This is a genomic window from Cupriavidus sp. H39, from assembly GCF_050271075.1.
Classification (GTDB): Bacteria; Pseudomonadota; Gammaproteobacteria; order Burkholderiales; family Burkholderiaceae; genus Cupriavidus; species Cupriavidus necator_B.
This window is the reverse complement of record NZ_CP189848.1, coordinates 2,083,305-2,097,566: the sequence shown is the minus strand read 5'-3', so window position 1 is coordinate 2,097,566 and position 14,262 is coordinate 2,083,305. Positions and strand designations below refer to the sequence as shown.

The window sequence follows — 14,262 nt, the reverse complement described above, 5'->3', positions numbered from 1 at the left end:
GCGCCCCGCTAGGCAGGGCGCGGCCGGGATCAGTACTTCCAGAAGACCTGCTGCAGCGCCTTGGTGTCGTTGGTCTGCGTCAGCGCCAGCGCCATCAGGATGCGCGCCTTCTGCGGCAGCTGGTCGTCGGTGACGATCCAGTCGTACTTGTCGTCGGGCTGCTCGGCGTTGCGGACCACCACGCCGCTGCCGGTGCGCGACGCGCGCACGATGTGCACGCCCTTGGCGCGCGCGGCCTTGAGCGGTTCGACCATGTAGTCACCGACGCTGCCGTTGCCGGTGGCGGCGTAGATGATGGCCTTGGCGCCGCTCTTCACCGCCGCCTCGACCGCGGCCGGGTTGGCGTTGCCGTAGGCATAGACCACGGCCACTTCAGGCAGCTTGTCGATCTTGTCGATGTCCCACTGCGTCTGCAGTGTATGCGGACGCGCCGGCAGGCGGTAGAACAGCGTGCGGCCTTCGACCACGTAGCCCAGCGGGCCGAACGGCGAGCGGAAGGTCTCGGTCTTGAAGGTGTTGCTCTTGGTGACGTCGCGGCCGGTGTGGATCTCGTCGTTCAGCACCGCCAGCGTGCCCTTGCCCTTCGAGGCCGGGTTGGAGGCAACCAGCACGGCGTCGTAGAGGTTCAGCGCGCCGTCGGCACCCAGCGCGGTGCCCGGGCGCATCGAGCCGACCACCACCACCGGCTTGTCGCTCTTCAGCGTCAGGTTGAGGAAGTAAGCGGTTTCCTCGATGGTATCGGTGCCGTGCGTGATCACGATGCCGTCGACGTCAGGCTGCTTGAGCAGTTCCGACACGCGCTTGGCCAGCTTGAGCAGGCGCTCGTTGTTGAAGCTCTCCGAACCGATCTGGAAGATCTGCTCGCCCTTGACGTTGGCGACCTTCGAGATCTCCGGCACCGAGGCGATGATCTTGTCGACCGGCACCACGGCGGACTGGTAGGCCGCGGTGTTGGTCGCCGATGCGCCCGCGCCGGCGATGGTACCGCCGGTGCCAATGATGACGATATTGGCCTTGCGGGCTTCGGCCGGGGCCGTGGCGGGGGCGGAGGCAGGTTGTGCGGAGGGGGCGAGTTGCGCGTGGGCAGCGCCGGTGATCAGGCTGGCCGACAGCAGGGCGGCGGCCAGCGTGGTGATGCGCGTGATTTGCTTCATGGTTCTCCTCGGTATTTATACGAACGTGTGGCCCGTACTGGATTCGGCCCGACATACCTTATGGGTGGAATGGTGCCGTCCGTGTTCAGTCAGTGGCTGCGGCAACGGGGCCTGTGTTGCAGGGCCCGGTTCAGGCAGCGGCAGAGACTATACGTCAGGAGGAATTTGTCCGGGAGATGCGCGCAAGGTTATGCCGATTCGGCATAAAAGTGCCGGGGCGATAACTCAGATCGCATACATATCGAGGTACTCATTGACCGGGATGGCCTCCAGCCGCGCCTGGTCCAGCGACGCGGCCAGGATGGCCTGCTGCTGTTTCGGCGGAAAGCGGCGGGCGAGGTTGGTGCGGAATTTCTCCACCAGCCGCGGGATGCCCTCGGCACGGCGGCGCTGGTGGCCGAGCGGGTATTCGACCAGCACCTCGTCCAGCACGGTGCCGTCGGCCAGTGTCACGGTCAGTGCATTGGCGATCGAGCGCTTGCCGGGGTCGTGGTAGTCGCGCGTCAGCGCGGGATCTTCGACGCAGGTGATCTTGTTGCGCAGCGCGTCGATACGCGGGTCGGCGGCAACATTGTCTTCGTAATCGGCGGCGGTCAGGCGGCCGAACAGCAGCGGCACGGCCACCATGTACTGGATGCAGTGATCGCGGTCGGCGGGATTGTTCAGCGGTCCCTGCTTGTCGATGATGCGCAGGCATGCTGCGTGTGTGCGGATGGTGATGGCGGCGATATCCGCGGCGCTGCGCCCCGCGAGCGCCAGCGCGCCGTGCAGCTGCAAGGCAGCCTCCACCGCGGTCTGTGCATGGAATTCAGCCGGAAACGAGATCTTGAACAGGATGTTCTCCATCACGTACGACCCGTACGGCCGCTGGAAGCGGAACGGCTGCCCCTTGAACAGCACGTCGTAGAAACCCCAGGTTCTTGCCGTCAGCACCGACGGATAGCCCATCTCGCCGGTGCGGGCCATCAGCGCCAGCCGCACCGCGCGGCTGGTGGCGTCGCCGGCGGCCCAGCTCTTGCGGCTGCCGGTGTTGGGGGCGTGGCGGTAGGTGCGCAGGCTCTGGCCGTCGACCCAGGCCAGCGACACGGCATTGAGGATCTCGTCGCGCGTCAGGCCCAGCATCTGCGCAACCACGGCAGTGGAGGCCACCTTGACCAGCACTACGTGGTCCAGGCCGACCTGGTTGAACGAATTCTCCAGCGCGATGCAGCCCTGGATCTCGTGCGCCTTGATCATCGCCGCCAGCACTGTTTTCATCGTCAGCGGCTTGCGCCCGGCGGCGACATGGTTGCGCGAGATCCAGTCGGCGGTGGCCAGGATGCCGCCCAGATTGTCCGACGGATGGCCCCATTCGGCCGCGAGCCAGGTGTCGTTGAAGTCCAGCCAGCGGATCATCGCGCCGATATTGAACGCGGCCTGGACCGGGTCGAGCTGGAACTGGGTGCCCGGCACGCGCGCGCCGTTGGGCACGACCGTGCCCGGGACGATGGGACCCAGCAGCTTGGTGCAGGCCGGGTAGGACAGGGCTTCGAGCCCGCAACCGAGCGTGTCGATCAGGCAGTTGCGGGCGGTGTCATAGGCGAGGCCGCCCTCGGTCTCGTAGCCGGTGACGTAGTCGACGATGTCGACCAGCACCTGGTCCGGAGCGGGGCGTTGCGCGGACGGCGTGCCGGTGGACATGATCGGCCTCGCGGATGCGGCTCAGGTCAGAACGCGTCGCCGGGCACGCGCACCCAGCCTTCCATCAGCACGCGCGCGCTGCGGCTCATGATGGCCTTTTTGACCACCCATTCGCCGTCGACCTGCTGTGCTTCGGCGCCGACGCGCAGCGTGCCGGACGGATGCCCGAAACGGACCGCATTGCGCGCGCCGCCGCCAGCCGCCAGGTTGACCAGCGTGCCGGGGATGGCGGCTGCCGTGCCGATCGCCACCGCCGCCGTGCCCATCATGGCGTGGTGCAGCTTGCCCATGGACAATGCGCGCACCAGCAGGTCGACGTCGGCGGCCGAAACCTTCTTGCCGCTCGAAGCGACGTAGTCGACTGGCTTGGCGACAAAGGCGACCTTGGGTGTGTGCTGGCGCTTGGCGGCCTCATCGACATTCTTGATCAGGCCCATGCGCAGCGCGCCGTAGGCGCGGATGGTCTCGAACATCGCCAGCGCCTTGGTGTCGCTGTTGATGGCGTCCTGCAGCTCGGTGCCGGTGTAGCCGATGCTCTCGGCATTGACGAAGATGGTCGGGATGCCGGCGTTGATCATGGTGGCCTTGAGCGTGCCGACGCCCGGCACTTCGAGGTCGTCGACGACATTGCCGGTCGGGAACATCGCGCCGCCGGCGCCTTCTTCCTCGGCGGCCGGGTCCATGAATTCCAGCTGCACTTCGGCGGCCGGGAAGGTCACGCCGTCCAGCTCGAAGTCGCCGGTTTCCTGCACTTCGCCGTTGGTGATGGGCACATGGCCGATGATGGTCTTGCCGATATTGGCCTGCCAGATGCGGACTACGGCCACCCCGTTCTGCGGGATGCGGCTCGGGTCGACCAGACCGGCGCTGATGGCGAACGGGCCCACCGCGGCCGACAGGTTGCCGCAGTTGCCGCTCCAGTCGACGAACGGCTGGTCGATCGAGACCTGGCCGAACAGGTAGTCGACATCGTGGTCCGGGCGCGTGCTCTTCGACAGGATCACGGTCTTGCTGGTGCTGGACGTGGCCGCACCCATGCCGTCGATCTGCTTGCCGTACGGATCGGGGCTGCCGATCACGCGCAGCAGCAGCGCATCGCGCGCGGGGCCGGGGACCTGCGCGGTTTCCGGCAGGTCTTGCAGGCGGAAGAACACGCCCTTGCTGGTGCCGCCACGGATGTAGGTGGCGGGGATCTTGATCTGGGGTACGTGGGCCATGGGAATCTTTAGTCCTGGTTAGGCTGGGAGCCTTGTCACAGCTTAGGAATCAATCGCAGGGAAGCAAAGCACGGCGCTTGGTTGCTCCCCTCTCCCTCTGGGAGAGGGGAACAAACCGGCGGCCTCTGCTTATGCCGCCGCCTTGCTCGACTCCAGGAAGTCCTGTGCAAACCGCTGCAGCACGCCGCCAGCCTCGTAGATCGAAACCTCTTCATCGCTGTCGAGACGGCACGTCACCGGCACTTCCACGCGCTCGCCGTTCTTGCGATGCACCACCAGCGTCAGCGTCGCGCGCGGCTGGCGTTCGCCGATCACGTCATAGGTCTCGGTGCCATCCAGCCCCAGCGTCAGGCGGTTCACGCCCGGCTTGAACTCCAGCGGCAGCACACCCATGCCGATCAGGTTGGTGCGGTGGATGCGCTCGAAGCCTTCGGCGACGATGGCTTCCACGCCAGCCAGGCGCACGCCCTTGGCGGCCCAGTCGCGCGACGAGCCCTGGCCGTAGTCCGCGCCGGCGATGATGATCAGCGGCTGCTTGCGGTCCATATAGGTCTCGATCGCTTCCCACATGCGCACGACCTTGCCTTCGGGCTCGATGCGCGCCAGCGATCCCTTCTTGACCTGGCCGTCGACCACTGCCATTTCATTGATCAGCGTCGGGTTGGCAAAGGTGGCGCGCTGCGCGGTCAGGTGGTCGCCGCGGTGGGTGGCGTACGAGTTGAAGTCCTCTTCCGGCAGGCCCATCCTGGCCAGGTATTCCCCGGCGGCGCTGTTGAGCATGATCGCGTTGGACGGCGACAGGTGGTCGGTGGTGATGTTGTCGCCCAGCACCGCCAGCGGACGCAGGCCCTGCAGCGTGCGCTCGCCGGCCAGCGCGCCTTCCCAGTAGGGCGGACGGCGGATATAGGTGCTCTGCGGGCGCCAGTCGTACAGCGGCGCGGCGCTCTCGCCGGTGTCCGCGGTCAGCGCGAACATCGGCTCGTAGACCTTGCGGAACTGCTCGGGCTTGACGCTCTGCCTGACGATGGCGTCGATCTCTTCGTCGCTCGGCCAGATGTCCTTCAGGTAGACCGGCTTGCCGTCCTGGTCGGTGCCCAGCACATCCTTTTCGATATCGAAGCGGATGGTGCCGGCAATGGCGTAGGCAACCACCAGCGGCGGCGAGGCCAGGAAGGCCTGCTTGGCGTACGGGTGGATGCGGCCGTCGAAATTGCGGTTGCCGGACAGGACCGCGGTGGCGTACAGGTCGCGGTCGATGATTTCCTGCTGGATCTTCGGGTCGAGGGCGCCGGACATGCCGTTGCAGGTGGTGCAGGCGAATGCGACGATGCCGAAGCCGAGCTTTTCCAGGTCAGGCAGCAGGTTGGCTTCTTCCAGGTACAGCTCGACCGCCTTGGAACCAGGCGCCAGCGATGACTTGACCCACGGCTTGCGCGCCAGCCCACGCGCGTTGGCGTTGCGCGCCAGCAGCGCGGCGGCGATCACGTTGCGCGGGTTGCTGGTATTGGTGCAGCTGGTGATGGCGGCGATGATCACGGCGCCATCGGGCATCAGGCCCTCGGCCTCCTGCGCGCGGGCCTTGTCGAGGTCGACGGCGATGCCGCGCTCGGCCAGCGCGGAGGTCGGCAGGCGCTTGTGCGGGTTGGACGGGCCGGCCATGTTGCGCACCACGGTCGACAGGTCGAAGTGCAGCACGCGTTCGTATTCGGCGTTGTGCAGCGCATCTGCCCACAGGCCGGCGGTCTTGGCGTAGGTCTCGACCAGCTTGAGTTGTTCCTCGGTGCGGCCGGTCAGGCGCAGGTATTCGATGGTCTGCTCGTCGATGAAGAACATCGCCGCGGTGGCGCCGTATTCCGGCGCCATGTTGGAGATGGTGGCGCGGTCGCCCAGCGTCAGGCTCGAGGCGCCTTCGCCGCGGAACTCCAGGTAGGCGCCAACGACCTTCTCCTTGCGCAGGAACTCGGTCAGGGCCAGCACGATGTCGGTGGCGGTGATGCCGGGCTGGCGCTTACCGGTCAGCTCGACGCCGACGATATCCGGCAGGCGCATCCACGAGGCGCGGCCGAGCATCACGTTCTCGGCTTCCAGGCCGCCCACGCCGATGGCGATCACGCCCAGCGCATCGACGTGCGGGGTGTGGCTGTCGGTGCCGACGCAGGTATCGGGGTAGGCCACGCCATGGTCAGCGTGGATCACCGGCGACATCTTCTCCAGGTTGATCTGGTGCATGATGCCGTTGCCCGGCGGGATCACGTCGACGTTCTTGAACGCCTTCTTGGTCCAGTCGATGAAATGGAAACGGTCTTCGTTGCGGCGGTCCTCGATGGCGCGGTTCTTCTCGAACGCCTGCGGGTCGAAGCCGCCGCATTCCACCGCCAGCGAGTGGTCGACGATCAGCTGCACCGGCACCACCGGGTTGACCTTGGCGGGATCGCCGCCCTGGTCGGCAATGGCGTCGCGCAGGCCGGCCAGGTCCACCAGCGCGGTCTGGCCCAGGATGTCGTGGCACACCACGCGCGCGGGGAACCACGGGAAATCGAGGTCGCGCTTGCGCTCGATCAGCTGCTTCAGCGAAGCCGTCAGCGTGGCGGGGTCGCAGCGGCGCACCAGGTTTTCTGCCAGCACGCGCGACGTGTACGGCAGCTTGTCGTAGGCACCCGGCTGGATCGCCTCGACCGCGCCGCGCGCGTCGAAGTAATCCAGCTTGGTGCCCGGTAGCGGTTTGCGGTTTGCAGAATTCATGGTGTAGGGAAATCGATATAGGTATGAAAAAGGGGTAGCGGCCCCGTATCAGCGACCCGCTACCCCTTTGCCCCCGGCCCGGATCTTCCATCCCGACCCGGGGCAAACCGGCAGCCGGTCTTACTTGCGATCCTTGATCGGCACGAACTTCAGGTTCTCCGGCCCGGTGTAGTTGGCGCTCGGGCGGATGATCTTGTTGTCGATGCGCTGCTCGATGATGTGCGCGGCCCAGCCCGAGGTGCGCGCGATCACGAACAGCGGCGTGAACATCGCGGTGGGCACGCCCATCATGTGGTAGCTGACCGCGCTGAACCAGTCCAGGTTGGGGAACATCTTCTTGATGTCCCACATCACCGTTTCCAGCCGCTCGGCGATGTCGAACATCTTCATCGAGCCGGCGTCCTTCGACAGCTTCTTCGCCACTTCCTTGATCACCTGGTTGCGCGGATCGCCGGTGGTGTACACCGGGTGGCCGAAGCCGATCACGACTTCCTTGTTCTCGACGCGGCGGGTGATGTCGGCCTGGGCCTCATCGGGGGTGTCGTAGCGCTTCTGGATCTCGAACGCGACTTCGTTGGCGCCGCCGTGCTTGGGGCCACGCAGCGCGCCGATCGCGCCGGCGATCGACGAGTACATGTCCGAGCCCGTGCCGGCGATCACGCGCGCGGTGAAGGTGCTGGCGTTGAACTCGTGCTCGGCGTACAGGTTGAGCGAGGTGTTCATGGCGCGCTCCCACAGCGCGGACGGCTTCTCGCCGTGCAGCAGGTGCAGGAAGTGGCCGCCGATCGATTCATCGTCGGTCTCGACTTCGATGCGCTTGCCATTGTGGCTGTAGTGGTACCAGTACAGCAGCATCGAGCCGAGGCTGGCCATCAGGCGGTCGGCGATATCGCGCGCCCCCGGGGTGTTGTGATCTTCCTTCTCCGGCAGCACGGTGCCCAGCACCGACACGCCGGTGCGCATCACGTCCATCGGGTGGGCGCTGGCGGGCACCCATTCGAGCGCGGCCTTGACGTTGGCGGGCAGGCCGCGCAGGCTCTTCAGCTTGGCCTTGTAGGCGGCCAGTTCGGATTTGGTCGGCAGCTTGCCGTGCACCAGCAGGTGGGCGATTTCCTCGAACTCGCAGGTCTCGGCGATATCGAGGATGTCGTAGCCGCGGTAGTGCAGGTCATTGCCGGTGCGGCCGACGGTGCACAGCGCGGTATTGCCGGCGGTCACGCCCGACAAGGCGACGGATTTCTTGGGCTTGGGAGTGACGAGCGGTTGCGCTTCGGACATCTGGGTCTCCTTTGTGTGATGCCTGGTATTGCCTGTCTGTATCGTGCACGAGATCGTGCAAGCGGCCGGGACATAGCCCGGCCGCGCCTGAGTCTTGCTTACTTGCCCTTGCCTTGTGCGAAGAGCGCGTCGAGCTTCTGCTCGAAGTCATGGTAGCCGATGCTCTCGTAGAGCTCCGCACGGGTCTGCATGGTATCGACCACGTTCTTCTGCGTGCCGTCGCGGCGGATCGCCGCGTAGACGTTTTCCGCAGCCTTGTTCATGGCGCGGAAGGCCGACAGCGGGTACAGCACCATCGACACGCCGGCGCTGCCCAGTTCTTCGGTGGTGAACAGCGGCGTGGCGCCGAACTCGGTGATGTTGGCCAGCACCGGCACCTTCACCGCATCGACAAACTTGCGGTACATGGCCAGGTCGGTCATGGCTTCCGGGAAGATGGCGTCGGCGCCGGCTTCCACGCACGCCACCGCGCGCTCGATGGCCTTGTCCAGGCCTTCCACGGCCAGCGCGTCGGTGCGGGCCATGATGACAAAGTTCTCATCGGTGCGGGCATCGACGGCGGCCTTGATACGGTCGACCATTTCACCCTGGGTGACGATTTCCTTGTTGGGACGATGGCCGCAGCGCTTGGCGCCGACCTGGTCTTCGATATGCATGGCCGCCGCGCCGAACTTGATCAGCGACTTGGTGGTGCGGGCCACGTTGAAGGCCGAGGCGCCAAAACCGGTGTCGACGTCGACCAGCAGCGGCGTGTCGCACACGTCGGTAATGCGGCGGATATCGGTCAGCACGTCGTCCAGGTTGGAGATGCCCAGGTCGGGCAGGCCCAGCGAACCGGCCGCGACACCGCCACCGGACAGGTAGATGGCCCGGTAGCCGGCGCGCTTGGCCAGCAGGGCGTGATTGGCGTTGATGGTGCCGACCACCTGCAGCGGATGCTCGTCGGCAAGCGCCTGGCGGAAACGGGCGCCAGCGGAGCGCGCGAGGTCGGAAGCGGAGTAGGTCATGGCGTTTGCGTTTGGGTGAACAGGACAAGCCAGATACTGCAAGGGATGTGCCAGGCATCGCGGGCGCGCCCGAAAATCCTGCTATCCCTTGCCGGGACTGGCCTGGCGGGAAGGCGGCGAGGACCGCTGGGTATTTCATGCCAAGTTTTCAGCACAATTGAATTCCAAAAGTCTTCATTTGGAATTCAAAGTTGAAATCCGGTGCGCGGTGGCGGACAATGTGCCAGCACTGTACGCCTGTTCATCGCGCGTTTCATCACGCTTTCCTTCTGCATTGCATCATGGCTCCTCCCGTTTCCCCGCAAAGCCGCCCGCGCATCTGGGCGATCGGCATCAGCCGCCTCGCACGCGCCTTTGCCGACCTGATCCCGGCGTATGCCGACCGCGCCGAATTCCGCATCGTCGGCAAGGGTTTCGAAGCGGCCGCCAGCGCGGTGGCGCGCGAGGTGCGCGAGGGCCGGCTCGATGTGGTGGTCGCGGGCGGGTCCAATGGCGCCTACCTGCGCCAGCACGTCGATGTGCCGGTGGTGCTGGTCAAGGTCACCGGCTTCGACGTGATGAGCGCACTGGCCACGGCGCGGCGCATTTCGCCGCGGGTGGCGCTGGTCACGCATGCCGCCACCTACGCCGAGGTGGATGAGTTCGTGCGCGCGTTTTCGCTGTCGGTGCCGGCCTACACCTACCTGACCGAGGATGATGCCGTGGCGCGCGTCAAGGCGCTGAAGCAGGAGGGCATCCAGGTGGTGGTGGGGCCTGGCCTGGTGACCGACCTGGCCGACCGCTATGGGCTGACCGGCGTGTTCCTGTATTCCGGCAACTCGGTGCGCATGGCGCTGGAAGACGCGATCGAGGCCGCGCGCCTGCGCCGCATCGAGGCCACCCGGCGCGACTATGTCAACACCATCCTGGCGCACCTGAACGAGGGCGTGGCGGCGGTTGACGCGCAGGGGCGCATCCAGTCGTTCAATCCGGCGATGGAGCGCTTCCTCGGCACCTCTGCCGCGGCCGCGGTGGGGCGCAAGCTGCAGACGCTCGCGCCCAACCTGGCGCTGGAAGGGGTGATGCAGAGCGGCGACAAGGAACTCGAGGCGATCCACAAGCTGGGCGACAAGATGGTGGTGGTCAACCGCATCCCCATCCTCGGCGAGGCCGGCACCACCGGCGCGGTGCTGACCATCCAGGACGCCAGCGCGATCCAGCGCGTGGACCGCAACCTGCGCTCGCGCAGCCGCGCGCGCCCGGCGGGGGTGCGCTACAGCCTTGACGACCTGGCCGGCACCTCGGCGGTCATGACCGCCTTGCGCGAGCTGGCGCGGCGCTACGCCGCGGTCGATTCCACCGTGCTGATCGGCGGCGAGAGCGGCACCGGCAAGGAGGTGCTGGCGCAAGGCATGCACGATGCCAGCCCGCGCCGCGCGTTCCCGTTCGTGGCGGTCAACTGCGCCGCATTCCCCGAGGCGCTGCTCGAAAGCGAGCTGTTCGGCTATGAAGAGGGCGCCTTCACCGGCGCGCGCCGCGGCGGCAAGGCCGGCCTGTTCGAATCGGCCCACAACGGCACGCTGTTTCTCGACGAGGTCGGCGACATGCCTCCAGCGCTGCAGACGCGCCTGCTGCGCGTGCTGCAGGAAAAGCAGGTGCTGCCGATCGGCGGGCTCGACGCGGTGCCGGTGAACGTGCGCGTGATCGCCGCCACCCATCGCGACCTGCCGGCATTGGTGAGCGACGGCACCTTCCGGCAGGATCTGTACTACCGCCTCAACATCCTGCGCATCGCGATGCCGCCGCTGCGCGAACGCGCCGAAGACCTGCCCGAGCTGGCCGAGCTGCTGTACCGCCGCGCGCAGGAGCGGCTGGGCCTGGAGCGCCCGCAGCGCCTGCCGGCGGCGGCGCGCGCGCGGCTGGCGCGCTACCGCTGGCCTGGCAATATCCGTGAACTGGAAAACGTGACCGAGCGCATCGCGGTGCTGGTGGCCGGACGCCGGCTGGATGGCGAGGCCTTGCAGCGCGAACTGCAGGCCGCGGCGCCGGAGCTGTTCGGCGATGCGGCGCCAGCCCCCGGGCCCGAAGCCGCGCCCGCGGCGCCGGCCGCGCGGGCCCGCCGCTCGCTGGCGCGCGTCAAGCAATCCAGCGAAGTCGACCATATCCGGCGCGTGCTGGAGGAGTGCGGCGGCGACCGGACCGCCGCCTGCCATGTCCTGGGCATCAGCCCGACCACGCTGTGGCGGCGGCTGAAGGCGGCCTAGCCAATTCGGTCGCGGCGCCGGCAGTTGCGCGTCGGTTACCCGGCCGGGCCGGCCCGGCGGAACGGGATCGGCTCCAGTCCCTTGCCCTGCAGCCACGCGGCATTGAACAGCCGCGCCAGATACAGGTCGCCGCGGTCGCACAGCAGCGTGACGATGGTGTGGCCGGGACCCATCTCGCGCGCCAGCGCCACCGCGGCGCCGACGTTGATGCCGGATGACCCGCCCACGAACAATCCTTCCTCGCGCAGCAGCCGGTAGACCATGTCGACGCAGGTCTGGTCGTCGATGCGCACGGCGTCGTCGATGGGCGTGTCCTGCAGGTTGGCGGTGACGCGGCTGGAGCCGATGCCTTCGGTGATCGAGCTGCCTTCGGACTTGATCTCGCGATGCTTGACGAAGTGGTACAGGCCGCTGCCGTGCGGGTCGGCCAGCACGATGCGCACGCCCGGCTTGTGTTCCTTCAGGCAGCGCGCGATGCCCGCCAGCGAGCCGCCGGTGCCGGTGGCGCAGGTGAAGGCGTCGATATGTCCGCCGGTGGCGTGCCAGATCTCGGGGCCGGTGGTCTCGTAGTGGGCCTGGCGGTTGGCGAGGTTGTCGAACTGGTTGGCCCAGATCGCGTTATCGGTTTCGTCGGCCAGCCGGCCGGCAATCTTCTGGTAGTTGTCGGGATCGGCGTAGGGCTTGGCGGGTACCGCGCGCACCTCGGCGCCTAGCATGCGCAGCCGTTCCATCTTTTCCGGCGATTGCGTGTCGGGAATCACCACGATGCAGCGGTAGCCGCGCGCCGCGCACAGGTGCGCCAGGCCGATGCCGGTATTGCCCGCGGTGCCTTCGATGACTGTCCCGCCCGGCTTCAGCAGCCCGCGCCGCTCGGCGTCGCGGATGATGTAGAGCGCCGCGCGGTCCTTGACCGAGCCGCCGGGATTGAGGAATTCCGCCTTGCCGTAGATGTCGCAACCGGTTTCGGCGCTCAGGCCGGCCAGCCGGATCAGCGGCGTGTGGCCGATGGTGCCGGCAAATCCATCCCTGATCTCCATGGTGCACTCCTGCCGCGCCCGTGGCGGGCGTCACCTTGAGTGATAGATCGGTGCGGCGGGAATGACAAGCGGGGGCGGGGCGGCGGCAGGCGCGCGGGAACGGCGCGGGGGAAGCCCGAGGAAGCCGGGAAAGCGGGAAGTGACCGGGATGGCGCCTTGCGCTCAGGCGGCGTTGAGCCAGCGGAAGCTGAAATCGCCTTCGACGAAGTCCGCCCGCGCAGCGTGGAAATCGCGCATATAAGGCCGGTTCAGGTGCGATTCGAGCGCGCGCTTGGAGTCCCACACCATGTAGATCACGAACACCCGCGCGTCCTCGGCGTCCTGGCCGACGTGGTAGTCCAGGCAGCCGGGCTCGGTCAGCCCGCGCGAGCGCAGCGCAGTGAGCTGGGAGACCAGCGCGTCGCGGCGGTGGGTCTTGGCACGGGCGATGCCGACTAGCGTGTACGTTCCGGACATGGGTGAACGGGGGCGACTGGCTGGCGTCTGTGAGCACTGGGCCAGCCATTGTAGCGGTGGCCATGGCGGCGCCGGCAATGCCCGACGGCGCCGTCCGGGCATTCGGGCGGCGCTTGACAAGGGTGCGCGGCACGGTTCCTGCTGCGGGGGGCGGGGCTAAAGTTATGCCCGTCAGTACCGATATCCGGAACGAAAACAAGAAAACCATCATCCGGGAGGGTGGCGCATGCTGAGACGCATCGGGTCGGAGCAATTGCAGGTCGGGATGTTCGTGGCCAGGCTGGGCGGGCCCTGGATCAGCCATCCCTTCTGGCGCGCGCGGTTCCTGGTCGCCAGCGCGGAGCAGATACGGCAGATCCAGTCAGCGGGCGTGCGCGAAGTCTGGATCGATCTCCTGAAGGGCCGCAATGTGCCGGCGCCGGAAGGGGGAGACGCCGCAGCTTCGGCCCTCCTCCCATCCCCACCTGCGCCCGGAGCCGACGGGTCGGCTGATGCGCCGTCACCCGTTACGCTCGAAGCCGAGATCGTGCATGCGCGCGAACTGCTCAAGTCCGGCAAGGCCGTGATCGGCTCGATGTTTGCCGACGTGCGCATGGGGCGGGCGCTGGAGCTCAGCGGCGCGCTGCTGCTGGTCGACTCGGCTTCGCGCTCGCTGTCGCGCCACGGGCAGGCGCTGCTGGCGCTGGCGCGGCTCAAGGCGCGTGGCGACGACAACTACCTGCATGCCTTCGCGGTCTGCGCGCTGATGATCGCGGTCGGCCGCACGCTGGGCCTGCCCGACGACGAGGTGCGCGAGCTGGGCCTGGCCGGCCTGGTGCATGACATCGGCAAGCTGACCGTCCCTGACGCCGCATACCGGTCCAGCGAGCGCACCCCCGAGCAGGACGAGGCCTACCGCCGCCATCCCTCCGCGGGCTACCGCCTCCTCAACGAAGCGCGGCTCTATTCCAATATCCCGCTCGATGTCTGCGTCCACCACCATGAGCGCGTCGACGGGCGCGGCTTTCCGTTCGGCCTGATCGGGCGGGAACTGAGCGTGCACGCCAAGATCGGCGCGATCTGCGATACCTATGACGCGCTGACCGGCGGCCATCCCGGACACCAGCCCTGGTCGCCGGCCCGTGCCATGGAATACATGGCCGTGCGCGTCGACACGCTGTTCGACCGGCGCGTGTTCAAGGCTTTCTCGCGCACCGTCGGCATCTATCCGCTCGGCACCGTGCTGCGCCTGCGCTCCAACCGGCTCGCGGTGGTGTGCGCGCAGAACGATGCCGACCCGCTGCGGCCGCGGGTGATGGCGTTCTACTCCGTGGCGCAGTCCAGGCCGGTGCCGAACGCACTGATCGACCTGCGCCATAGCGATGAAACGGTGGTCGCGTTCGAGAACGCGGCGGAGTGGGGCTACACGGAGGAGCAGTTGCTGGAGCTGTATGCGCCGGCTGCCTGAG

General features: G+C 67.3%; 10 protein-coding genes. 2 read left to right on the top strand and 8 right to left on the bottom strand.

Annotation, left to right across the window (positions count from 1 at the left end; genetic code table 11):
- Positions 1–29: 29 nt before the first annotated feature.
- From ACOCMH_RS25055 to prpB, 6 genes are all read right to left on the bottom strand, one after another.
- Positions 30–1,154 carry an asparaginase gene (locus ACOCMH_RS25055; protein WP_427309642.1) on the bottom strand — a complete coding sequence of 375 codons (1,125 nt, stop codon included), beginning with the start codon at positions 1,152–1,154 and terminating at the stop codon, positions 30–32.
- Between the two features lie 225 nt (positions 1,155–1,379).
- The gene (locus ACOCMH_RS25050; protein WP_427309640.1) at positions 1,380–2,834 is read right to left on the bottom strand and encodes a bifunctional 2-methylcitrate dehydratase/aconitate hydratase; all 1,455 of its coding nucleotides are present in this window, start codon (positions 2,832–2,834) and stop codon (positions 1,380–1,382) included.
- Positions 2,835–2,860: 26 nt separating this feature from the next.
- On the bottom strand, positions 2,861–4,051 hold the full coding sequence (gene prpF, locus ACOCMH_RS25045) for a 2-methylaconitate cis-trans isomerase PrpF (RefSeq protein WP_427309639.1): 1,191 nt from the start codon (positions 4,049–4,051) through the stop codon (positions 2,861–2,863).
- 129 nt (positions 4,052–4,180) lie between these two features.
- A complete protein-coding gene (gene acnD / locus ACOCMH_RS25040) occupies positions 4,181–6,793 on the bottom strand; it encodes a Fe/S-dependent 2-methylisocitrate dehydratase AcnD (protein ID WP_427309637.1) in 2,613 nt (870 codons plus the stop codon).
- Between the two features lie 120 nt (positions 6,794–6,913).
- Complete coding sequence (gene prpC / locus ACOCMH_RS25035; RefSeq protein WP_427309635.1) at positions 6,914–8,071, bottom strand: bifunctional 2-methylcitrate synthase/citrate synthase; 1,158 nt, start codon at positions 8,069–8,071, stop codon at positions 6,914–6,916.
- 98 nt (positions 8,072–8,169) lie between these two features.
- Positions 8,170–9,078, bottom strand: a complete 909-nt coding sequence (gene prpB / locus ACOCMH_RS25030; RefSeq protein ID WP_427309633.1) for a methylisocitrate lyase — start codon at positions 9,076–9,078, stop codon at positions 8,170–8,172.
- A gap of 281 nt (positions 9,079–9,359) precedes the next feature.
- On the opposite strand from prpB, the gene prpR reads away from it, so the two are divergent.
- Positions 9,360–11,321: a propionate catabolism operon regulatory protein PrpR gene (prpR, locus tag ACOCMH_RS25025; RefSeq protein WP_427309632.1), complete on the top strand. Its 1,962-nt coding sequence runs from the start codon at positions 9,360–9,362 to the stop codon at positions 11,319–11,321.
- A gap of 35 nt (positions 11,322–11,356) precedes the next feature.
- Here the strand turns inward: prpR and ACOCMH_RS25020 are convergent, their stop codons facing one another.
- On the bottom strand, positions 11,357–12,358 hold the full coding sequence (locus ACOCMH_RS25020) for a cysteine synthase A (protein ID WP_427309630.1): 1,002 nt from the start codon (positions 12,356–12,358) through the stop codon (positions 11,357–11,359).
- A 162-nt stretch (positions 12,359–12,520) separates the two neighbouring features.
- Positions 12,521–12,814, bottom strand: a complete 294-nt coding sequence (locus ACOCMH_RS25015) for a putative quinol monooxygenase (protein WP_092318219.1) — start codon at positions 12,812–12,814, stop codon at positions 12,521–12,523.
- A 226-nt stretch (positions 12,815–13,040) separates the two neighbouring features.
- Here ACOCMH_RS25015 and ACOCMH_RS25010 point away from each other — a divergent pair, with 226 nt between their 5' ends.
- Positions 13,041–14,261 (top strand): HD-GYP domain-containing protein, encoded by a 1,221-nt coding sequence (locus tag ACOCMH_RS25010; protein WP_427309628.1) that lies wholly within the window; start codon positions 13,041–13,043, stop codon positions 14,259–14,261.
- The last annotated feature ends 1 nt before the right edge of the window (position 14,262 follow it).